The sequence below is a fragment of the Micromonospora sp. WMMA1363 genome, from assembly GCF_030345795.1.
GTDB lineage: Bacteria > Actinomycetota > Actinomycetes > Mycobacteriales > Micromonosporaceae > Micromonospora.
This window is the reverse complement of sequence record NZ_JAUALB010000001.1, coordinates 3,464,994-3,486,229: the sequence shown is the minus strand read 5'-3', so window position 1 is coordinate 3,486,229 and position 21,236 is coordinate 3,464,994. Positions and strand designations below refer to the sequence as shown.

General features: G+C 68.7%; 17 protein-coding genes. 10 read left to right on the top strand and 7 right to left on the bottom strand.

Annotated features, from left to right (window positions below):
• Positions 1 to 39 precede the first annotated feature (39 nt).
• The 5 genes from pstS (QTQ03_RS16120) to QTQ03_RS16100 form a co-directional block, all read right to left on the bottom strand.
• Positions 40 to 1,143 carry a phosphate ABC transporter substrate-binding protein PstS gene (gene pstS, locus QTQ03_RS16120; RefSeq protein ID WP_289278762.1) on the bottom strand — a complete coding sequence of 368 codons (1,104 nt, stop codon included), beginning with the start codon at positions 1,141 to 1,143 and terminating at the stop codon, positions 40 to 42.
• A gap of 404 nt (positions 1,144 to 1,547) precedes the next feature.
• Positions 1,548 to 2,660, bottom strand: a complete 1,113-nt coding sequence (pstS, locus tag QTQ03_RS16115; RefSeq protein ID WP_289278761.1) for a phosphate ABC transporter substrate-binding protein PstS — start codon at positions 2,658 to 2,660, stop codon at positions 1,548 to 1,550.
• Positions 2,661 to 2,663: 3 nt separating this feature from the next.
• Positions 2,664 to 3,590, bottom strand: a complete 927-nt coding sequence (gene mshD / locus QTQ03_RS16110) for a mycothiol synthase (protein WP_289278760.1) — start codon at positions 3,588 to 3,590, stop codon at positions 2,664 to 2,666.
• A 128-nt stretch (positions 3,591 to 3,718) separates the two neighbouring features.
• Positions 3,719 to 4,585 (bottom strand): polysaccharide deacetylase family protein, encoded by an 867-nt coding sequence (locus QTQ03_RS16105; RefSeq protein WP_289278759.1) that lies wholly within the window; start codon positions 4,583 to 4,585, stop codon positions 3,719 to 3,721.
• A gap of 135 nt (positions 4,586 to 4,720) precedes the next feature.
• A complete protein-coding gene (locus tag QTQ03_RS16100; RefSeq protein ID WP_289278758.1) occupies positions 4,721 to 5,440 on the bottom strand; it encodes a winged helix-turn-helix transcriptional regulator in 720 nt (239 codons plus the stop codon).
• A gap of 269 nt (positions 5,441 to 5,709) precedes the next feature.
• On the opposite strand from QTQ03_RS16100, the gene QTQ03_RS16095 reads away from it, so the two are divergent.
• From QTQ03_RS16095 to QTQ03_RS16080, 5 genes are all read left to right on the top strand, one after another.
• Complete coding sequence (locus QTQ03_RS16095; RefSeq protein ID WP_289278757.1) at positions 5,710 to 6,642, top strand: hypothetical protein; 933 nt, start codon at positions 5,710 to 5,712, stop codon at positions 6,640 to 6,642.
• Positions 6,643 to 6,715: 73 nt separating this feature from the next.
• Positions 6,716 to 7,501: an LmeA family phospholipid-binding protein gene (locus tag QTQ03_RS16090; protein WP_289278756.1), complete on the top strand. Its 786-nt coding sequence runs from the start codon at positions 6,716 to 6,718 to the stop codon at positions 7,499 to 7,501.
• 95 nt (positions 7,502 to 7,596) lie between these two features.
• The gene (locus QTQ03_RS30350) at positions 7,597 to 7,674 is read left to right on the top strand and encodes an Ms5788A family Cys-rich leader peptide (protein ID WP_331716730.1); all 78 of its coding nucleotides are present in this window, start codon (positions 7,597 to 7,599) and stop codon (positions 7,672 to 7,674) included.
• 201 nt (positions 7,675 to 7,875) lie between these two features.
• The gene (locus QTQ03_RS16085) at positions 7,876 to 8,724 is read left to right on the top strand and encodes a sulfurtransferase (RefSeq protein ID WP_289278755.1); all 849 of its coding nucleotides are present in this window, start codon (positions 7,876 to 7,878) and stop codon (positions 8,722 to 8,724) included.
• 1 nt (position 8,725) lies between these two features.
• Positions 8,726 to 9,058, top strand: a complete 333-nt coding sequence (locus QTQ03_RS16080) for a DUF1416 domain-containing protein (RefSeq protein WP_289278754.1) — start codon at positions 8,726 to 8,728, stop codon at positions 9,056 to 9,058.
• Between the two features lie 103 nt (positions 9,059 to 9,161).
• Here the strand turns inward: QTQ03_RS16080 and QTQ03_RS16075 are convergent, their stop codons facing one another.
• The gene (locus QTQ03_RS16075) at positions 9,162 to 9,443 is read right to left on the bottom strand and encodes a hypothetical protein (protein ID WP_289278753.1); all 282 of its coding nucleotides are present in this window, start codon (positions 9,441 to 9,443) and stop codon (positions 9,162 to 9,164) included.
• A complete protein-coding gene (locus QTQ03_RS16070; protein WP_289278752.1) occupies positions 9,440 to 9,844 on the bottom strand; it encodes a DivIVA domain-containing protein in 405 nt (134 codons plus the stop codon). Before QTQ03_RS16070 ends, QTQ03_RS16075 begins: the two co-directional genes overlap by 4 nt.
• Positions 9,845 to 10,044: 200 nt before the next feature.
• Between QTQ03_RS16070 and QTQ03_RS16065 the strand changes: the two genes are divergently transcribed.
• The 5 genes from QTQ03_RS16065 (at position 10,045) to QTQ03_RS30690 (ending at position 20,769) form a co-directional block, all read left to right on the top strand.
• Positions 10,045 to 10,284 (top strand): winged helix-turn-helix domain-containing protein, encoded by a 240-nt coding sequence (locus tag QTQ03_RS16065; protein WP_289280857.1) that lies wholly within the window; start codon positions 10,045 to 10,047, stop codon positions 10,282 to 10,284.
• Between the two features lie 419 nt (positions 10,285 to 10,703).
• Positions 10,704 to 13,553: a LamG domain-containing protein gene (locus tag QTQ03_RS16060; protein WP_502889868.1), complete on the top strand. Its 2,850-nt coding sequence runs from the start codon at positions 10,704 to 10,706 to the stop codon at positions 13,551 to 13,553.
• Between the two features lie 257 nt (positions 13,554 to 13,810).
• Positions 13,811 to 20,083 (top strand): RHS repeat-associated core domain-containing protein, encoded by a 6,273-nt coding sequence (locus QTQ03_RS16055; protein ID WP_289280855.1) that lies wholly within the window; start codon positions 13,811 to 13,813, stop codon positions 20,081 to 20,083.
• Positions 20,080 to 20,478, top strand: coding sequence for a hypothetical protein (locus QTQ03_RS16050; RefSeq protein WP_289278751.1), 399 nt, complete (start codon positions 20,080 to 20,082; stop codon positions 20,476 to 20,478). The genes QTQ03_RS16055 and QTQ03_RS16050 overlap by 4 nt, the downstream gene beginning before the upstream one ends.
• A 114-nt stretch (positions 20,479 to 20,592) precedes the next feature.
• Entirely contained in the window at positions 20,593 to 20,769 is a 177-nt protein-coding gene (locus QTQ03_RS30690; RefSeq protein WP_502889764.1) for an immunity protein TriTu family protein, read from the top strand.
• Positions 20,770 to 21,236 lie beyond the last annotated feature (467 nt).

The following is a 21,236-nucleotide window of genomic DNA, read 5'->3' as shown; positions in this document are numbered from 1 at the left end:
CTCCGATGTGAGATTCGTGGTGTGGTGCTACCGGTCAGGTCAGGAAAGGCTCTTGACAGCGGTCTCGACCTTGGCGCGGACGGTCTCCGGCAGCGGGGCGTAGCCCAGCTCGGTCAGGTCCGCCTGGCCCTCGGTGCTGGCCGCGTGGCCGAGGAAACCCTTGACCAGCGGGAGCTTGTCGGCGGCGATGCCCTTCTCGCAGACGATCTCGTACGTCACCAGGACGATCGGGTAGGCCCCGGCCTCCTTGGTGTTGTAGTCAATCTTCATCTTCAGGTCGTTGCCCTGGCCCTCGACCGTGGCGCCCTGGATGGTCTTGCCGGCCGCCTCGGCGGTCAGCGCGGCGAACTCGCCGGCGCCGTTGCCGACCTTGGCCATCTTCAGGCCGCCGTTCTCGGCGTACGACCACTCGACGTAGCCGATGCTGCCGTCCTGGTTCTTGATGGCACTGGCCACGCCGTCGGACTTGGCCGCACCGGTGCCACCCGGAGCCTTCCACTCCTTGGCCTTGCCGAAGGTCCAGTCCGCCTCGGCGGTCTTCGACAAGAAGTCGGTGAAGTTGGCGCTGGTGCCGGACGAGTCCGAGCGGTGCACCGCGTTGATCGCGGTCGACGGCAGCGTGGCGTCCGGGTTGTCGGCCTTGATGGCCGCGTCGTCCCACTTGGTGATCTTGCCGGCGAAGATCTTGGCCAGAGTGGCCGGCTGCAGCTGGAGGTCGTCCACGCCGTTGAGGTTGTAGGCGATGGCCACCGGGCCGATCACCATCGGCAGGTTGATGGCCTTGCCGGTGTCGCACCGGGCGTCGGCCTTCGGCTGCTCATCTTCCTTCAGCGCGGAGTCCGAGCCGGCGAAGTCGGCCGTACCGGCGATGAACGCCTCGATACCGGCGCCCGAACCGGAGGGCTCGTAGTTGATTCGCGCGTCGCTGCACTTCTGCTGGTACGCCTTGATCCACTCGTCGACGGCGTTCTTCTGCGCCGAGGAGCCCTGAGCGTTCAGCGTGCCGGTGGCGCAGTCGGCCGCGGCGGACGACCCGGAGGCCGACGGGTTGGCAGGCTCGTTGTTGTCCGAGCCGCATGCACTGAGAGCGAGCGTCGCGGTAAGAGCGAGGCAGGCGAGAGTGCCGTGCCGCTGGAGCTTCACCTGAGGGGTTTCCCTTCACGTCTGGCTTGCAATCTGGCGCCCCGGGTTCGGGGCCGGAGGAGCCGGCACGCTGACCGGCTGGACCAAAAGTTAGGAGTGCCAGGTGACTGGTTCGCCGGTCGCAAGTGAATGAGGGGTGAACACGCGCGGCCTTTGTGATGACTGCTCGCTTAGGGTGGGTTGTCCGTTACGTGAACTCGCCTACCACTGTCGGAAGTATGGACATTTGTCCGGCTGGCCGTTACCGGGCCGAGTTGTGGCCGTTATCCGGCGGTGACCCCCGGGCGTGGGCGCGCCCACGCCCACGCCCGGGGGGCGGGCCACCTGACGTCACCGTGCCACGGAGATGGCGAACGGCGCGAAGCCGTGGCGGCGCAGCTGGTGCGGGACGAGGAGGATCAGGGTCAGGAGATCCGGGCCACCTCGGCCGCCACCCGCTGGCGCAGCGACTCGGGCAGCGACGCGAAGCCCAGTTCGGTGATGAGCTCCTGGCCGTCGGCGCTGACCGCCCACCCCAGGAAGCCCCGGACCAGCGGCACCTCGTCCACGGCCAAACCACGGTCGCAGACGATCTCGTACGTCACCAACACGATCGGGTAGGCCCCGTCGGCCCGGCTGCCGCTGTCGACGTCGACCCGCAGGTCGTCTCTCGGCTCGGGGACGACCTGCGCGGCGGCCTCCGCCGACGGGGCCGTGAAATTGCCCGACGCGTTGCGGATCCGGGCCACCGACAGTCCCTCGTTGCGGGCGTTCGACAGCTCCAGGTAGCCGATCGCGCCGTCGGTGGCGCGGACCGCCTCGGCCAGCCGCTCCGATCCCTCGGCGCCGCTGCCGCCGGATGCCGGCCACTTCCGGTCGGAGCCCAGTGTCCACTCCGCCGGTGCGGCCCAGGCGAGATAGGTGGTGAAGGTCTCCGTGGTGCCGGAGTCCTCGGCCCGGTGGATCGCGTGGATCGGTGCCGGTGGCAGCGACGTTCCGGGGTTGTCGGCCCGGATCACCGGGTCGTCCCACCGCTTCACCTGGCCCGTGAAGATCCCTGCGAGCGTGCCCGGGGTCAGCCGCAGCTCCGGGACGCCACCGAGCTGGTAGGCCACCGCGACCGGGCCGATCACCATGGGCAGGCTGATCGCCCGTCCGCCGGAGCACTGCACGTCGGCTTGGACCTGCTCCTTCGGCTCGAGCAGGGACTCGCTGCCGGCGAAGTCCGCGACACCGGAGACCAGAGCCTTGATGCCGGCGCCCGATCCGGTGGCCTCGTAGTTGATGGTCGACCCGGGACACGACCGCTGGTACGCGTTGATCCACCGCTCCATGGCGTTGCGCTGGGCCGAGGAACCCTGCGCGTTCAGCGTGCCGGCGGCGCAGAACTCCTTCGGGACCGGGCCGTCGAGCCGACCGGACGCGCACGCGGCGAGCAGCAGCGTGCCGCACAGCCCGGCCAGGGTGGCGCACACCCACCGGCGGTGCGGGCCGGTGGGCGTGCGCCGCCGCCACGTCGCCACCCGCCGGCCGCCCATTGCTCAGCCCAGCTGGTAGTTGACGTGCGCGGACCAACGGGCGAAGCCGAGCCGCTCGTACAGCGCCACCGCCGCGGTGTTCGACTCGTCGACGTAGAGCATCACCCGGTCCAGGCCGCGGACGTCCCGCAGGTATGCCAGGCCGGCCGCGGTCAGCGCCCTGCCGAGCCCGCCGCCGTGCGCTGTCGGGTCGACACCCAGGACGTACACCTCGCCGATCCGGGCCGCGCCGGGCCGTTCGTGGACCTTGGTCCAGTGGAAGCCGCGCAGCTCACCCGTCGACCGGTCGACGGCGAGCAGGAAGCCGGCCGGGTCGAACCATGGCTCGTCGAGGCGTACCCGCAGGTCGGCGGCGGTCCAGCGGCCCTGCTCCGGGTGGTCGGCGAAGGCCCGCGCGTTGAGCGCCAGCCACGCGTCGTCGTCGGCGCCGGGCCGGTACCCGCGCAACGTGACCCCGTCGGGCAGGCGCGGCTCCGGTATCGGGGCGGTGAGCGGGCGGCGCAGTTGCCAGAGCACCCGGGCCCGCCGGAACCCGAGGTCGACGGCGAGCGCGGCGGCGGACGGATGGTCACCGTGCGCCCAGGCCCGCAGCGGCCCGGTGGCGGCCGCCAGCACACCGCGTGCCAGTGCCCGTCCGGTGCCGCGTCGGCGGTGCGCGGGATGGACGACCAGTTCCACCCCGGTGCCCGCCGCCGGGTCGGTGGTGTCCAGGTGCGCGTATCCGGTCAGGGTGCCGTCGTCGGTGCGGGTGGTGAGGTGTGCCGCCGGGGCCTCGGGGTCCCGAAGCCGGAGCAGGACGTGCTCGTCGAGTGGGCCCGCGCCGTCGGCGTCCCCGGCGGTGTCGGCCAGGGCCAGCACGTCGGCGATGTCCGCCGGGCCGAGCCGGTCGGTCCGGGACACCCGGTCGGTCGTGGGTTCGGCGCTGCTCATCGGGTCACCGTAGCCCGTGCCCCCGGTCCGTCGCGCCGGTCGAGCCGGTTGCGCGGGTCGGGCCGATCGGGTCGGTCGAGCCGATCGGGCGGGTCGGGCCGGTCGGGCGGCGTCCGCCGCGGCCGTCATCATGTCCTGCCGGGCGGTAGCGCCTCCACGTGGAACCGGCCGGTGAGGTAGCGCAGGATCCGGTAGAGCGCGTCCACCGTGCCCTGTCGATCCCCGCCGGCGTCGTGCAGCAGCACGACCGCGCCGGGCTCCACGTTGTTGATCACCATTGACGAGATCCGGTCGGCGCCGGGCGTCTGCCAGTCCGCCGGGTCGACCGTCCAGTGCAGCGGGATCATGTCGAGGTCCTCCGCCACCGACACCACCGAGTAGGTCCATGCCCCACCGGGCTGGCGGTAGTAGGCGATCGTGGCGTCCGGCACCGCCGCCCGGATCGCCTCGCTGGTCCGGATCAGGTCGGCTCGGATCCAATCCGGCGACCGGGCGCCGAGCGTGATGTCGTGATCCCAGGTGTGGTTGCACAGGGTGTGGCCGTCGGCGACGATCGCCCGGATCAGCTCCGGGTAGTTGAGCGCGTTCTCGCCGACCACGCAGAACGTGGCCGTCACGTCGAACTCGCGCAGGATCTGCAGGATCTGTGGGGTGTAGAGAGGGTCCGGCCCGTCGTCGAAGGTCAACGCGACCGTCTCCGTGCCGGTGGTGCTGCGAGCGCCGTACGTGGGGAGGCCGTCGACGTTTTCGGGCCCGGCGGTCCCGGCGGGCCCGGGTCGGGTGGCCCCCTCCGGGGCGCCAATCGACGGGGACGGGCCCGCGCCGCTGTCCCGGTCGTCGGCCGGCGACGGGCCGGCGTGGCGGGGGGTGTCGGTGACGCCGGCGGGCGGCCGGTCCGGGACGAGGCTGCGGCCGAGCGCGTACGCGGAGCCGAGCAGCGCCACCACCACCAGCGTCACGATGCCGAGGGCGCGAACGGCCGGGGAGACCCGCATCAGTCGGCCCGCCCGCGTCGAGCCGCAGACCCCATCGTCACCGCACGCACTGTCGCCCCCTCTGACTGGCCCAGCCGGCAGTCAGAATAAAGTGAACTTACTGCGCGAAACGGATGATTCCCCGATCGAGTCGGGTCAGACCGGCAGCGGCGCCGGCTCGCTCTCCGGCAGGGAACGGGACGGCGGGACGACGAACTTGTAACCGACCTGGCGCACCGTGCCGATCATCGACTCGTACTCCGAACCGAGCTTCGCCCGCAGTCGCCGGACGTGCACGTCCACGGTGCGGGTGCCGCCGAAGTAGTCGTACCCCCACACCTCGCGCAGCAGTTGGTCCCGGGTGAAGACCCGGCCCGGGTGTTGTGCCAGGAACTTGAGCAGCTCGAACTCCTTGTACGTCAGGTCGAGCGGTCGGCCCTTGAGCCTGGCGGCGTAGGTGTCGGGGTCGATGGTGAGCTCGCCCGCCCGGATCGAGCCACCGGTCCCGGCGGCCGCGTTGCTCAACCGGCCCACGACGAGACGCAGCCGTGCCTCGACCTCGGCCGGGCCCGCCGAGGCGAGGATGACGTCGTCGACGCCCCAGTCCGCGCTGAGCGCGATCAGGCCCGCCTCGGTGACCACGGCGACCAGCGGCACGCCGAGCCCGGTGGCGTGCAGCATCCGGCAGGTGGCCCGAGCCTCGCTCAGCTCGGAGCGGGCGTCGACCAGCACCGCGTCGGGGCTGGGGCCGGCGACCAGGGTCCGGACGTCGCGTGGGGCGGTGCGGACCGAGTGCGGCAACAGGTCCAGTGCCGGCAGCACAGCGGACGGTTCACCTGCACGCGCGGTCACCAGCAGCAGGATCTCCACGATCACCTCCGTCCCGGCGGCACTCGGCCGCGCACGACCAGCGGCACGCCTCGCGGGTGGCGCTGGGAACTTAGGTGGGTCCCGGCGTCGCTGACGGGCGGGTAACGGCTTGAGCGTAACCGATGGCCCACGCTGAGCCTCCTGCCCATTTCCCGTTTGCCCGGTGTGCCCGTGATCGGGCCGCGGATTTAACGTGCCCGAAACCGCGACCCCCCGTGGTGCCCGCCGGGTCCGGCACGGTCGCAGCTGACCGCGGGGTCTGGCACGATCGGTGGGTGTTTCCCTCCAGCACGCCCGAGGCCGGCCGTGCCCCGCGGCCCGACCAACCATCCGCTGGCGCGTCGCCGGTGTCCCGCCCCGGCGACGACGAGGCCACCCCGCCCGTCGCGGTGCGCCGGTCACTCGCGCTCTCCGTCGCCGGTTTCGCCGCGCTGCTCGGGGCCGGTCTGGTGCTGGCGGCACAGACCTCCGGTCCCGGTAACCGGCTGCCGTTCACCATCGTCGTCCTCAGCGTCCAGGCGTTCTCGGTGCTGGCCTGGACGACGGCGGTGCGGCCGCCCGCGCTGGCGGTGGTCGGCGCGGTCAGCGCCGTCGCCGCGGTCGCGGCCGACGCGGTGGCCGTGCGGAGCGATGTCGCCCGGCTGATGCCGCTGGTGCAGGTCCTCCTCGCGGGCCTGGTCGTCGCCGTCCTGGGGCAGCTCGTCCGCCGGGTCGACCGGGTCCGGGTGACCGACGGGCTGCGGGGCACCGCGCTGATCGTCGCCGGTGTGGTCGCCGTCGCGACGCTGATCACGCTGAGCCGGACTCCGGCCGGCACCCAGACCATCGCGGTCTGCCTCACCGCCGCCGGCGTCGCCCTCGCCGTCGCCCGGGTCACCGACGCGTTCGCCGCCTGGCCCCGACTGGCCCCCCAGGTTCCCCGGGGCGCCGCCGGCGTCGTCGGCGGGGCCATGGTCGGCACGCTCGTCAGCGCGGTCCTCGGCAGCTACCTGGTGACCCCGTTCACCCCCACCCGGGCCGCGATCATGGGCTTGGTCGCGGCCGTCGCCGCCGTCCTCGCCGACCTCGCCGTGGGGTACGCGGAGGCGGGCCGGCTGATGGCCGGTGAGCAGCCCACCATGTGGGTGGCCCGGCACATGCAGGGTCCGCTCGCCGGCTTCGCCCTCGCCGCGCCCGCCGCGTACGCCATGTGCAAGCTGGTGCTCTGACCCCGCGGTTGAGATCGTGCCCGTTCGGGTACCACCGTCGCGGCACGGCGGCGGCAGGACGACAGGAGGCAACGTGACCGAGGAGTACGCGTACCAGGTGCGGCCCCGCCGGCGGGGCCGCCGCGCGCTCGTCGTCCTCGTCGTCCTGCTGCTGGTCCTGGTCGGGCTGCTGGCGGTGGCCGACCGCGTGGCCGTCGGGGTGGCCGAGCGCGTGCTCGCCGACCAGGTCCGGCAGGAGGTCGCCAACCAGGATGTCCGGTCCTCCCCGCCGGAGGTCGAGATCGGTGGTTTCCCCTTCCTCACCCAGGTGTTGAACGGCCGGTACGAGCGGATCTCCATCGGTCTGCGCGAGGTGCGCGGGTCGGTGCGGGGCGACGCGGTGGCGCTGCCGACGCTCGATGTGGACGCCCGCAACGTGACGGCCTCCCTGGACACCATCCGGTCCGGGCAGGGGGACGTGGTCGCCGAGACCGTCACCGGCACCGGCATCATCAGCTACGACAGCCTCGTCGCGCTGCTCGACCGCGAGGGGCTGGAGCTGGGTGAGCGGGACGGTCGGCTCGCCGTCACCGCCCCGGTGGACCTCTTCGGGCAGCGGCTGACCGCCACCGGCGCGGCCGACATCGAGGTCAGCGAGCAGGGCCAGGTGGCGTTACGGTTCAACGACCTGACCGCCGAGGGGTTGCCCGACGTGGCGCCGGCCCGCGCCCTGCTCAACACCTACGCGCAGAGCATCTCGATCGACGTGCCGCTGCCGGCTCTGCCGTTCGGGCTCGTCGTCCGGGAGGTGCGGGCGCTGCCCGAGGGGCTCCAGGTCACCGCGGACGCGACGGACGTGCCGATCAACTCGGTGAGCTGACGGGCGACGGCTCGACGGGCGCCACCCGCCGCCGATGTCCCGGATGCTGGTCGGCGCGGTGGTCTCGCCCGGGATCACTGGTAGGCTCCCTGGCCATGGGGACGTTCCTCACCAAACGGCGCGCGGTCGACCTGTGCCGCGTGGCCACCTGCCTGTGTCGCCCCGTCATCTGACGGCGGGGCTGTCCTCGGCTGCCTGACAGCGGCCGGCACGCAGGGGCGTCTGTCTTCCCTGTTCTCCCTGTCAACGCCCGGCAGCGGCGCCGTCGCACGAACCCGTGATCCGTCCACCCGGTGGAATCCGCGCGGTGCGATCGTCACGTCTTTCGATGCCTCGTGCTGGTACACCATCCATCCTCACCAGGGAGTGATCTGATGAGTCGCGACACCGCACTCGTCCCGGCCGACTGGGCCGAGAAGAACCTCGACGCCCCGGGCGTCGTCTTCGTCGAGGTCGACGAGGACACCTCGGCCTACGACACGGGCCACCTGCCCGGCGCGATCAAGCTCGACTGGAAGACCGACCTCCAGGACCCGATCCGCCGGGACTTCGTCGACAGGGCTCAGTTCGAGGCGCTGCTCTCGGAGCGGGGCATCGGCAACGACGACACCGTGATCCTGTACGGCGGCAACAACAACTGGTTCGCCGCGTACGCGTACTGGTACTTCAAGCTCTACGGCCACCGCGACGTCAAGCTGCTCGACGGCGGTCGCAAGAAGTGGGAGCTGGACGCCCGGCCGTTGGACAGGGACGCGGTGAGCCGCCCGGCGACGCGGTACGTGGCGCGGCAGCCGGACACCTCGATCCGGGCCTTCCGGGACGAGGTCGTGGCCGCGATCGGCACGACGAACCTGGTCGACGTGCGCAGCCCGGACGAGTACGCGGGCCGCCTGCTCGCCCCCGCCCACCTGCCGCAGGAGCAGGCGCAGCGGGCCGGCCACGTGCCGACGGCGATCAGCGTCCCGTGGTCGAGGGCGGCCAACGAGGACGGCACCTTCAAGTCCGACGACGAGCTGCGCCGGATCTACGCCGAGGCCGGGCTGGACGACAGCAGGGAGACCATCGCGTACTGCCGGATCGGCGAGCGCTCCTCGCACACCTGGTTCGTGCTGCAGGAGTTGCTCGGCCACCGGAACGTGAAGAACTACGACGGTTCCTGGACCGAGTACGGCTCGCTGGTCGGCGTGCCGGTCGCGCTCGGCGACGAGCCGGGGGAGGCCTGACATGACCGCATCCACCGCTGCCACGGCCGCCGGCTGCGCCGCACCCGACCAGGCCGCCCCGCTGCCCGCCAGCCTCGACCTGGAGAAGGAGACGGTGATCACCGGCGTGGTCCGCTCCGCGGAGGGCGAGACGGTGCCCGGCGCGTACGTCCGGCTGCTGGACGCCACCGGTGAGTTCACCGCCGAGGTGGTCACCTCGCCGGCGGGCCAGTTCCGCTTCTTCGCCGCCCCCGGCGCCTGGACGGTGCGGGCGTTGTCCCGGCACGGCAACGGCGACGTCGTGGTGACCGCCGCCCGCGGCATCAACGAGGTGGCCGTCACGGTCACCGACTGACCCACGCTCTGATCGACTGCGGCCCGCCACCCGCTGGTGGCGGGCCGCAGTCGTCCGGTCGGCGCGATCCCTGGTATGCGCCGGTCCTGTGACGGGCCGCGCGTCACGTGACGGGCCGGAGGAACCGTCGGGAGCAGTCGCCGTCGTGGTCGGGCCGCAGCAGGCAGCGCCAGCCGTGGCCCAGCAACCGGTCGCAGAAGACCTGGTGGTGTACGTCGGGTGCGCCGTCCACGGTGACCGTCGTCTCGCCGAGCACCAGCTCGGGCAGGAAGGCCAGGGACCGGGCGAGCGCGCGGGCGAGCAGGTGCGCACCGGCCAGGTCGGCGGCGCGGAGGGTCAGGTGAACGACGAAACGCGGCCGGTCGTCGACGTCCGGCGCGGTCACGCCCGCACGCCCGGGGCGAACCGGGACTGCCAGTCGCGCAGCGCCCGCTTGATCCGGACGTTCTCGTCGCGGGTGCGTCCCAGCTCGGCGTGCAGCGCGGCGAGGTCGTCCGCGACCCGGCGGAGGAACAGCTCCACCTCGGTCGCGTCGACGCCACGCCCGGCCCGCGCGAACTGCCGCTCCCGCACCTGCCCCGGGCTCAACGGCCGGCGCGCCGCCGACCGGTAGTGCCCGCCCGCTTTGCCGGCGACCAACCGGCGGCCGTCCGCGTCGCCGACGCCTGCGGTGGGGCGGACCGTGTTCCCGCCGCCGGGCGAGCCGGTGCGATCCGCGGGGTGGCTCGGGGCTGGACGGTCCGCCCTTCGACGGAGACGCCGGAACGGGTTACGCACGTCGACCACCTCTCCTGACCGGGTGGGCCGGGGTGAGCCGTGGTGCCCAGCCCACCCCGACCGGGGGATCGAGCCCTACTCGTTGCCACGCGAGGAGCACTCGCCGGTCAACTTATGCGCGTAAGGCGCAAGAGTCAAGGTCAGGTGAGCGTCGGCTTGTCGAGGTGCCGGGAAGCGTGATCGAATCGAAGGGCCACGCGAGGAGCGCCATGCCTGCTGTACCGGATTACCTGAGAATCTCCAACCAGATCATGTCGGACGTCGAGAGCGGCAAGCTCAAGCCGGGCGACAAGCTTCCGTCGATCGCCCAGCTGTGCGAGCTGCATCAGGTTGGCGCGTCCACGATCCGCCAGGTGTTCATCCGGCTTGAGGCGCTCGAGGTGATCGACCGCCACCAGGGCAAGGGTGTCTTCGTCACCGATCCGAAGACCTGGCTCCGCAAGCCGTAGGACCATCCCTGCCGGCGGTCGGGCCGCTGTCTGCGCTCACGTGCTGTTCAGGGGTGTACGGGATGACTGGTCGCTGTGGGGCCCGGCAACGGCGCGCGTTTATCCACAATCCCCGGAGGGCCATCGGCCTGCCCGCCGTGAATGACGACGACGGCGGATTAACGGGCGAGTTGACCCGGACGGCTGCCACGCCCTCCGACGAACGTCGACGGTCAGTCGCTCGGCGACGGTGGGACGGTCAGAGTGCGTCAACTCGGAGTTGCGCAAGTATTCACCATCGCGACTCTGTTGGTGCTTCTGGGGTGAAAGGGGCGGGTCTTTGGCTTGGTTGGGCGGGCGTAGGGTCTTTCGCGTTCGTCCGGTTTGATCTAGGGTCGCTGGGACGTGTCGACTTCGGGGGGTCGGGTTTGTTGGCCGGTGTGGTGTGGCCGTGGGGTGGCGGGCGGCGGGTGGCCGGTTTGGCTGCCGTGGTGGCGGTGGTCGCGGTATTCGGCGGGGTGGTCGTGCCGGCGGCGTCGGCGTCGGCGGCGTGTGTCGATGAGGTGGCGACTGTCGAGGCCGCGTTGGCGACGGCTGAGGCCTGTGATGCGCAGGTTGAGGTGTCTTCGATGCGGTCGGAGACGTTGTTGGCGTATGCGAATCCGGATGAGACGATGACGGCGGTGATGTCGCCGGTTCCGGTTCGGACGTTGCAGGGGTCTGAGTGGGTCGATATTGACACGACTCTGGCGCGTAACGGTGACGGGACAGTGTCGCCGGTGGCCACGACTCAGGATTTGACGTTGTCCGGTGGTGGTTCGGGTCCGTTGTTGACGTTGGGTGAGCCTGGTCGGCGGATTGCGTTGACGTGGTCGGCGGATTTGCCGGCGCCGGTGCTGAGCGGTGACCTCGCGACGTATCCAGAGGTCTTTCCGGGCGTGGATTTGCAGGTCCGTGTTGGTGACAGTTGGTATCAACAGTTGTTTGTGGTGAAGTCGGCGGAGGCGGCGGCAAATCCCGCGTTGGCGTCGCTGTCGTTCGATGTGGCGACGGAGGGTGTGACGCTGCGGGAACAGTCGGACGGGGCGATCGAGGCGGTGGACGCCGCGGGTGAGGTGGTGTTTGCCGCTGCAGCGCCGTCGATGTGGGCGTCTCCCGACTCGTCGGGGATAGAGGTGGCAGCCCGGTCCGGGGAGTGGTCGCCGGCGGTGTTGGACGCCCTGGTGGGTGCGGCGGCCGTTGATGAGCCGGTTGAGCCGCATCGGGTGCGGATGGATGCTGAGGTGTCGCAGTCGCGGTTGACGGTGGTGCCGGTGCAGGAAGTGCTGCGGTCGCCGGATGCGGTCTTCCCGGTTTACATCGATCCGAATTTTGCGTATCCGTCGCCGGCGTACTGGACGAACGTGATGGACGACAACCCGAACCACTCGTATTTCAACCAGCATGACGAGTTGAAGGTGGGTCGGCAGTGGAAGACGTCGAATGTGTGGCGTACGCACATGCAGTTCCACAACTTTGCTGCCATGGCTGGCTCGAGGATCCTGTCGGCGGAGTTCAAGGTGACTGCTGATCATACGGCGGATTGTGCGGGTACGGATATCCAGTTGTGGGAGACGGAGCATATCAGTCACTTCTATCAGTACACGTGGAATACCGCGGCTAATGGCTGGTTGAAGTATCTGGACACGAAGCATTTCGATGCGAATGAGGCGTCGTGTCCCAAGGGTGACGACGACAACGTGTTTGGTGGGGCGTTGAAGTCGGCGGTGCAGGCGAGGGTGAGTGCCGGTGCTACCGCGATGACGTTCGGTATGCGGGCGGCCAGCGAGTCTGACTACTATCAGTGGACGAATTTCCTGCCGAACAAGACAGCCCTGGTTGTGCAGTACGACATGGTTCCGGCGCGGCCGGTCGGAAAGCCGTTCACGACGACGTCGGATTGCTATTTGCGGTGTTCGTCTCCGGCGGTGGTGCGGAATCTGAGGCCGACGTTGCGGGCGCAGGTGCAGGACGCGGATGGCGGTGTGTTACAGACGGCGTTCGAGATCCGGACGGCGGCGAGCCTGTCGGCGCCGATCGTGGTGAGTAGCACGACGATGCCGCGGTCGTTCGTCACGACGTCGGGTAACGCGACCGCGACCGCGACGTCTCAGGTTCCGGCGGGCAAGTTGGCGTCGGGGGCAACGTACTACTGGCACGCGACCACAGTGGACGAGCTGGGGTTGTGGAGTGGCTGGGGCCCCTGGTACAGCTTCACGGTCGACACGTCCCCGCCTGAGTTGTCGTCTGTTACGTCAAGCGCGTTTCCTGCCAAGCAGTGGGGCGCTGAGGTGGGCACCGCGGGCACGTTCACCCTGACTTCCGCTTCGGATGCCGCCGAGTTCACCTGGCAGGTGGATGCGGGGCCGGTGACGACGGTGTCGGCGACGGGCGGTGACCCGACCACGGTGACGACCGATTCGTACGCGCCGGCGACGGATATGGTGCACACGTTGTACGCGAAGGCGAAGGACGTCGCAGGCAATGTCGGTCCGACTGCCGAGCACCAGTTCTGGGTGACACCGGCTCCTAACCGCTGCTGGAACTGGCGGTTGGATGAGACGGCGGGGACCACGGCTACGGACTCGGGTAACCAGGACGCCGGTGATGTCGTGTGTCCGCCGATCGGTTCTTCGGTGACGGCGATGCCCGGCACTCTCTCGTCGGGAGCGACCTGGGTGGCGGATCCGGAGCGTGGGCAGGTGGCCAGCTTCGACGGTTCGGGCGAGATCGCCACGTCGAGCCCGGTGCTCGATACGACGAAGGCCTTCACGGTGACCGCGTGGGTGAAGTTGACGGATCTGGCGTCGGGCAACGTGCAGACGGCCGTTTCGCAGGCTGGGGATGACGTCAGCGATGTGAGCCTGCAGTACCGGCAGGATGCGAATGGTGGAGCGGGTGGATTCTGCTTCACGATGGCTGCAGGTGACGGCGGGCTGACGGCCGCCTGCGCGGAGCCGGTGTCGTGGCCAGTCAGCGAGGGCGAGTGGGTGCATCTGGCCGGTGTGTACGACTCGACGCAGGGCATGGTCCAGGTGCACGTGATGGGTGACCCCGTGCGCTGCGCGGGTGATTTCGGTGAGGCCGCTCTCGCGTCATCCCCGCCGGCCGGCGGCGCGTTCCTGATCGGACGCGGGACGCAGGGCGAGGACGACACGCCCGCGCATCAGCTCGTCGGGCAGGTGTCCGATGTGTATGCCTTCCAGCGGGTACTGAGCAACGTTGAGATCTGTCGGATGAGTTCGCCGTAGCGCGGTGTGTCAGCGGGTTGGTTTCGCGCCAGACAAAAGGGCGGGCAGCCGGTCCGCGGGAGTCGTGACCGGATGGGTGAGGGTCACCCGCTATTGAGAAATATGCAGCATCGGTAGCGCAGTCAGGTCCGAACGCGTAGGGGAGCGGCGTGGTGAGTGCAGTAGGCCCGGGTCGACGCCGGAGTCAGGGTTTCGGTCGGCGGGCGGGGCGGTCGGTGTGGTTGGCTGCGGGCTTGTCGGCGGTGCTGACGCTGACGATGTTGGGTGAGCAGCCGGACGCGGTGGCGGCGCCGAAGTGGGATCCGCCCAAGCCCAAAGACGCTGCCGGGGTGGCGGCGCGTGCTGGCAAACCCACTCCTGGCCGTTCTCATCATGCCGATGCGTCGAGGGTGACGGCGGGGGCGAAGGATGTGGTGTGGCCGTCGGGGACCGCGGTCGCTGATGTGGCTGCGGCGACCGTGGCGGCTGGTAAGGCGCGTACGACCCGGGCGGGGTTGACCGGCCCGGTCCGTGCCCGCGCCGGCACTCTTCCGGTCACGGTGTCCGCCGTGCCGCCGGCGGATGATGTGTTGCCGCGTAGGGGTGCCGCTGCGGCGGTGTCGGCGGTGAAGGTGAAGGTGCACGACCGGGCCGCCACCGCGAAGGCCGGTGTGGAGGGACTGCTGGTGTCGGCTGCCCGCGCCGATGGGAAGCCCGGGGTGGGGCGGGCGCGGGTCCAGGTCGACTACGCGGGCTTCGCGCGGGCCTATGGTGGGGGATGGGCGTCACGGCTGCGGTTGGTGCAGCTGCCGGAGTGTGCCCTGAGCACGCCGGAGGTGGAGGCGTGTCGCACCCGCACCCCCGTGCCGACGGACAACGACACCGCGAACAGTGAGGTGGCGGCCACCGTGGCCGTCGGGGCGCGGGCGTCGATGGTGCTCGCTGTCGAGGCCGGGGCGTCGGGTGACAACGGTGACTACACCGCGACGAGTCTCTCGCCGGCAGGCCAGTGGCAGGTGTCCACGCAGACGGGTGACTTCTCGTGGTCGTATCCGCTGCGGGTGCCGCCCTCCCTCGGCGGACCGGCGCCGGATGTCAGTTTCGCGTACTCGTCGGGCAGTGTCGACGGTCGGACGGCGTTGACCAACAACCAGGGTTCCTGGATCGGTGACGGCTGGGATACCTGGCCGGGGTTCATCGAACGTAAGTACCAGTCGTGTGACGACGACAATCCTGGTCACAAGACCGGTGACCTGTGCTGGTTCAGTGACAACGCGACCCTGTCACTCAACGGCCACGCCGGGGAGTTGATCCGGGACGGGTCGGTGTGGCGGCTCCGCAACGACGACGGCACGAAGGTCGAAAGGCTGACCAACTCGGCGCGGGGGAACGGCGACAACGACAACGAGTACTGGAAGGTCACCACCACCGACGGCACCCAGTACTTCTTCGGCTACCACAAGCTGCCCGGTTGGAGCAGCGGCAAGCCGGTCACGGACTCGACGTGGACGGTGCCGGTGTTCGGAAACAACCCGGGTGAGCCGTGTTACGACGCCACGTTCGCCGACGCCCACTGCGCGCAGGCGTGGCGGTGGAACCTCGACTACGTCGTGGACCCGAACGCGAACTCGATGGCGTACTTCTACGGCACGGAGACCGGCGCCTACGCCCGTGATCTCAACCCCGACCAGCGCACCACCTACGACCGCGGTGGGTATCTGAAGCGCGTCGAGTACGGCATGCGCGCCAACGCCGAATACAGCCAGGCGGCGCCGCTGCGGGTGCTGTTCACCACCGCCGAGCGGTGCCTCACGTCGTGTTGGAGCGGGGCGGCGTGGACGTCGGATCCGGTGACCGCGAACTGGCATGACACCCCGTGGGACCAGTACTGCAAGACCGCGCCGTGTACGACGCAGGGCGCGCCGACGTTCTGGAGCGCGCGCCGGCTGGCGAAGGTCACCGCGCAGACCCGGAGCGGCACGTCCACGTATGCGGATGTGGAGTCGTGGGCGTTGCGGCACGAGTTCCTGAACGCGGGTAACGGTGAGACCGTGCCGATGTGGCTGCGGGGGATCACCCGCACCGGGCATGTCACCACCGCCGGCGGTGCGGTCGTGTCGGACCCGGAGATCACGTTCGACAGTGGTTCTGATCCGTTGCCGAACCGGGTCGACGGCCCGGACGACGACCGTACGGCGCTGTATCGGTGGCGGATCAAGGCGGTGCACACGGAGACCGGTGGGGACATCATCGTCTCCTACTCCGGTGCGGACTGCACCCGCACGACGCTGCCCAGCCCGGCGACCAACACGAAGCGGTGCATGCCGTCGTACTACTCCCCGGACGGGCAACCGCCGACGTTGGACTGGTTCCACAAGTACGTCGTCACCCGCATCGACCTTGATGACACGGTCACGGACCAGCCGTCCGAGGTCACCCTGTACGACTACGACACCCCGGCGTGGGCGTACAACACCGACGAGTTGACCAAGGACAAGTACCGCACCTGGGGGGACTGGCGCGGCTACGGCAAGGTCACCGTCCGGCACGGCGACACGACCGGGCAGCAGACCGCCGTCGAGCACCGCTACCTACGCGGCCTCGACGGCGACAAGGCCAGCTCGGGTGTCAAGGATGTGTGGGTCACCGACTCCTGGGGCGGCACCATCGAGGACCACGAAGCCCTGCGGGGCTTCGAACTGCAGACGATCACGAAGAACGGGCCGAGTGGCGCGGAGGTGGCCTCCACCCGCAACGACCCGTGGATCAATGGGCCCACCGCCACCCGCAGCCGCAACGGCATCACCACGAAGGCGTGGATGGTCGACACCGACGTCGCCCGCGCCCGCACCGCCCTCGCCGCCGGCGGACACCGATACGCCAAGACTGTCACCAGTTACAACAGTGACGGCCTACCGGTCACAGTCGAGGACCACGGCGACGAGGCCGTCACCGGTGACGAGACGTGCACCCGTACCAGCTATGCCCGTAACGACGCCATCTGGATGATCAACCGGGCGTCGCAGACCGAAACCCTGTCCAGGCTCTGTGCCGGCGCCCCGACCCCCGCCGACCCGGCCACCGTCCTGAACCGGTCCCGGTCGTTCTACGACACCTACGTCAACGACTCCTCTCACGGCCAGGCGCCCACGAAGGGCAACGTGGTCCGCACCGAGGAACTGGAGACATTCAGCGGCAGCACACCGGTGTATACCCGCACCTCCACCATGGCCTACGACACCAACGGCCGCATCACCGCTGTTACCGACCCGCGTGGGCACACCACCACCACCGCTCACACGACCGCGAACGGTGGTCAGGTCGTCCAGACCGTGGTGACCAACCCGAAGGGGCACGCGAGCACGACCCTGCTGGTGCCGGCGTGGGGCGCCGCGACGAAGGTCACCGACGCCAACGGCGCGGTCGCCGAACTCACCTACGACGGTCTCGGCCGGTTGACCAACGCGTGGAAGCCCGGCCGGAACAAGGCCACCCAAACACCGAGCATGAAGTTCGCCTACCAGGTCCGTAAGAGCGGTGGCCCGACCGCGGTCACCACCGAGTCTCTCCTGCCGACCGGGAGGACGTACCGCACGTCGGTGAACCTGTATGACGGGTTCCTGCGGCTGCGACAGAACCAACTCCAGGCCACCGGCGGTGGACGCACGGTCACCGACACGATGACCAACAGCCTCGGTGCGACCGCGTGGACGTCCGCGCCCTACTACGACTCCACCAACACCGCGGTGAACACCAGCCTGGCCACACCACAAGGCCAGATCCCCTCGATCACCCAACACACCTACGACGGCGCCGGACGGCAGACCGCGCAGATCCTGCTCGCCAACGGCGTGGAGAAGTGGCGCACCACCACCAGCTACGGCGGTGACCGCGTCCACACCACCCCACCGACCGGTGGCACCGCCACCACCACCATCACCGACGCCCACGGCCGCACCACCGCCCTGCGCCAGTACAAGAACCCCACCGACCTCGGCAGTGACGACCCGGCAACGTTCGACAAGACCAGCTACGCCTACACCCTGCTCGGACAACTCAAGACCGTCACCGACGTCACCGGCGCCAACGCCTGGTCCTACACCTACGACCTGCGCGGCCGGCAAACCCAGGCGGTGGACCCGGACAAGGGCACCACCACCAGCACCTACGACGCCGCCGGCAACCTCGAAACCAGCTCGGCCACGGGACGATCCCCCATCGCCTACACCTACGACGAACTCGGCCGCAAAACCAGCGTGCGCGACGACACCACCAGCGGGGCCAAACGCGCTGAATGGGTGTACGACACGCTGCCCAACGGCAAGGGTAAACCCACCGCAGCGATCCGCTACGCAGGCGGCAACCCCTACACCACCCAGGTCGACGCCTACGACGCCTACGGTCGACCCACATCCACCTCCACGGTGCTCCCGGCAGCACAGTCAGACTTGTGCGCCGCCGCGAGCCCGAACACCTGTACCTACACCACCAAACACACCTACCGCGCCAACGGGCTGCCCTTCCGGGTCGCCATGCCCGCCGCCGCTGACCTACCCGCGGAAACCCTGACTCTCGGCTACACCGACGTCGGCGCCCCCGCCGGCCCCTTCTCCTCAGCTCAGATCTACGTCTACGACGTCATCTATGACAAACTCGACCAACTTACCCAGTACCAACTTGGCGAATTCGGCCGCCGTGTCGCCGTCACCGCCACCATCGACGAACCCACCCGCCGGCTCACCAGCACCAACGTCGTCCCCGAGCTCAAATCCGAGGCCGCGAACCACACCTACACCTACGACAACGCCGGCAACGTCACCGAAATCCACGACACCCCCGGCGGCGGCACCGCCGACCACCAATGCTTCACCACCGACCACCTACGCCGCCTGACCGAAGCCTGGACCCCGGAGGGCGGCACCTGCGCCACCAAGCCCACCGCGTGGAGCCAGATCGACGGGGCCACCGACCCGTACTGGCACACCTGGACCCTCGACGACATCGGCAACCGCACCACCGAAACCCGCCACGGCACCACGGACACCACGCATACCTACACCTACCCCAACGCCGGCGATCCCAGGCCCCACGCCGTCACGAACGTGACCGCCACCGGCGGCGCCACCTGGAACCGCAGCTACACCTACGACGACGCCGGCAACACCACAACCCGACCCACCACCACGGGTGACACCCAAACCCTCACCTGGGACCGCGAAGGCAAACTCACCGCCACCACCGACGACGACGGCGCCACCAGCTACATCTACGACGCCGACGGCAGCCGACTCATCCGCACCGACCCCACCGGCAAAACCCTCTACCTCCCCGGCGGCACCGAAATCCGCCACACCAACAGCGGCATTAAGCAAGCCACCCGCTACTACACCTTCGCCGGCCGCACCATCGCCATCCGCACCGCCACCAACCTCCACTGGATCACCAGCGACCACCACGGCACCGCCGAACTCACCATCAACGCCACCACCCTCACCACCGCCACACGCCGCACCCTCCCCTACGGCGAACAACGCGGCACCACCACCGGCACCTGGCCCACCAACATGGACAAAGGCTTCCTCGGCGGCACCCAAGACCCCACCGGCCTCACCCACCTCGGCGCCCGCGAATACGACCCCACCCTCGGCCGCTTCATCAGCGTCGACCCCATCATCGACCTCACCGACCCCCAGCAATGGAACCCATACGCCTACGGCCACAACAACCCCACCACCTACAGCGACCCCAGTGGCCTTATTCCGCTGGCCACCGGCGGTGGAGCCGAAGAGGAAACCTACTGGAAAAAGCGGAACAAGAAGGTCACTTACAACGTCCATAAAAAAAAGTGGACCGTCGCCGCAAGGCAGAGGCCAAGAATGACGTCAGTGCGTGACCTATTTTTCGGATCTCCACAACAAGGGGATGTCCGGACAATTGTTCCTGGCCCGAAAGCGCCAGGAAACGGGCTAATCGCGGCCACTTTCTTCATTCAAGACAATACCGCCGCCTTCGGTGCGCTTCGCGGCGACGATCGCGGCTTCGGCACCGATCCCAGGCTTCCGTATCGAATAGCCCTTGCATGGGATACTGACACCGGCCAGGTAAGCTATACCGTGGTGATGTCGTGCTGGCGCGATGGCGATTGCGAGCCGCAGGATGCCATAGTGGATGGTGGGGCCAATCATATCAAGATCTCGGCCTCTCGGGATGGTGTAACCGAGGGCATGCTGCAGGCCGATTATGGCGGTTTGAATAGCGCGTTGCCTTGCTGTTCGATCGAAGGGCGACTGACGATCAGATTCTCGCGTGGGGAATTGTCGCCTTTGTTGTCCTCGGGGAAGCATGTCTATCGCGGTGTGACCGTTGCGCTCGAGGGAGATGACTATCCATCGTTTCAGGCGGTACAGTATGCAAGCGACGGAAGTTCGCGGTATCTCGCGCGAGACATGACTCCGACGGGAGGTGCCTGGGGGTTGAAATCGATGCCTGCTTGGAGAAATAGGGAACTGTCGTGGTATACGTCCCTTCCGGGAGCGGGGGTGCTGAGGTGACTCCCCGCCGCAGGGGCGGCGGCTGGTGGCTTGGGCGAACCTCCGCAGTGGCCGCTTTACTCATCCCGGCAAAGTTCACTCTCCTGCTCGTTCTTATCGGCGCGGAGGATTATCTCAGCTCGCCTGTGTTAGAAGGCGTGGGTCTTGTGCTGGGCGTAGAATTCTTCTTTTACTTTCTTCCGTCAGTGGTGATTTTGGCGGTGCTGGCGGCGATAGGCCGAGTATCTGGCAATACTATTTACTTGCGGATGCTCTGCTTAATGCTCCTGCTGCCCGTAGCGTGTCTTGGTTTATTTATCACACCCAGGTCCGTCTATCTTGGCGTCGAATTTGTCGGACAGCTAATCGTTGCGGCCGTCGCGATCAGGTTCGCAGATCACCTCGTTTCGCAATGAATCGTTATCGTGACTGTCTTGGTCGCCGAGGGTTTCTGAGTAATGGCCTGCAACTGTGTGTAGCAGTTGTTGCACGTGGTCCGTCCTCCAGGGCTCAGGCAAGGCGAACATCGAATGAGTCAGATTGTGTTGTGGGAGGACGGCCAATCAGAGATTGAATTGGCTGAGGTGGAGACCGGACAAGTTATTTCGGAGCACCACACGATAGAGGGTGAATCGGCAGTAAAAGCGCTTATTGATTCGGTCAAGTCGTGGCTGCTAGAGGGCGTAGCTGGCGGCTTGGGGAATTAGGAAACGGGCGCTCCGCTCGACAGCGAGCGAGTAACATCCCGTAGTGGCTCGCTCGCTGTCGTGCGTCGTGGTTGGTCGGTGTCGGCCTGCGTTGCCGTCACAGTTGCCGTCAAGAAAGAGATGAAATCCGAGTTTATCGATTGGTTTGTTTGGCTGGGTTTCCGGCGGTTCCGGCTGCTGGACTGTTCGGTGGCGTGCCGCGTAGCGGTGCGGCGTCGATGTATGCCCGGCATGGGCGATTGCTTGGGGGTGAGAGTCCCCTGGGGAGAGAGGTGGTGCTTGCCCCGAGCCGGAGGCAACGGCGTCGTCGTGAGGCGGGGTCGGGAGGAAGCCCGAGGCGAAACCCTGCACCGAGGAACACGAACCGCGTAGTGAGGCGGGACGGTTTGGGTGAGTCGGCATCGCACGACGAAGCCCGTCACCATCGACAGGGCCGTCACGTAGACGCGGCGGGCGTAGGGGGAAAG

Coding starts and splice junctions, on each gene's coding strand:
- pstS (WP_289278761.1), bottom strand. CDS start 2,660: ATGGGCGGCCGGCGGGTGGCGACGTGGCGGCGGCGCACGCCCACCGGC.
- mshD (WP_289278760.1), bottom strand. CDS start 3,590: ATGAGCAGCGCCGAACCCACGACCGACCGGGTGTCCCGGACCGACCGG.
- QTQ03_RS16105 (WP_289278759.1), bottom strand. CDS start 4,585: ATGCGGGTCTCCCCGGCCGTTCGCGCCCTCGGCATCGTGACGCTGGTG.
- QTQ03_RS30350 (WP_331716730.1), top strand. CDS start 7,597: ATGGGGACGTTCCTCACCAAACGGCGCGCGGTCGACCTGTGCCGCGTG.
- QTQ03_RS16085 (WP_289278755.1), top strand. CDS start 7,876: ATGAGTCGCGACACCGCACTCGTCCCGGCCGACTGGGCCGAGAAGAAC.
- QTQ03_RS16080 (WP_289278754.1), top strand. CDS start 8,726: ATGACCGCATCCACCGCTGCCACGGCCGCCGGCTGCGCCGCACCCGAC.
- QTQ03_RS16065 (WP_289280857.1), top strand. CDS start 10,045: ATGCCTGCTGTACCGGATTACCTGAGAATCTCCAACCAGATCATGTCG.
- QTQ03_RS16055 (WP_289280855.1), top strand. CDS start 13,811: ATGTTGGGTGAGCAGCCGGACGCGGTGGCGGCGCCGAAGTGGGATCCG.
- QTQ03_RS30690 (WP_502889764.1), top strand. CDS start 20,593: ATGAGTCAGATTGTGTTGTGGGAGGACGGCCAATCAGAGATTGAATTG.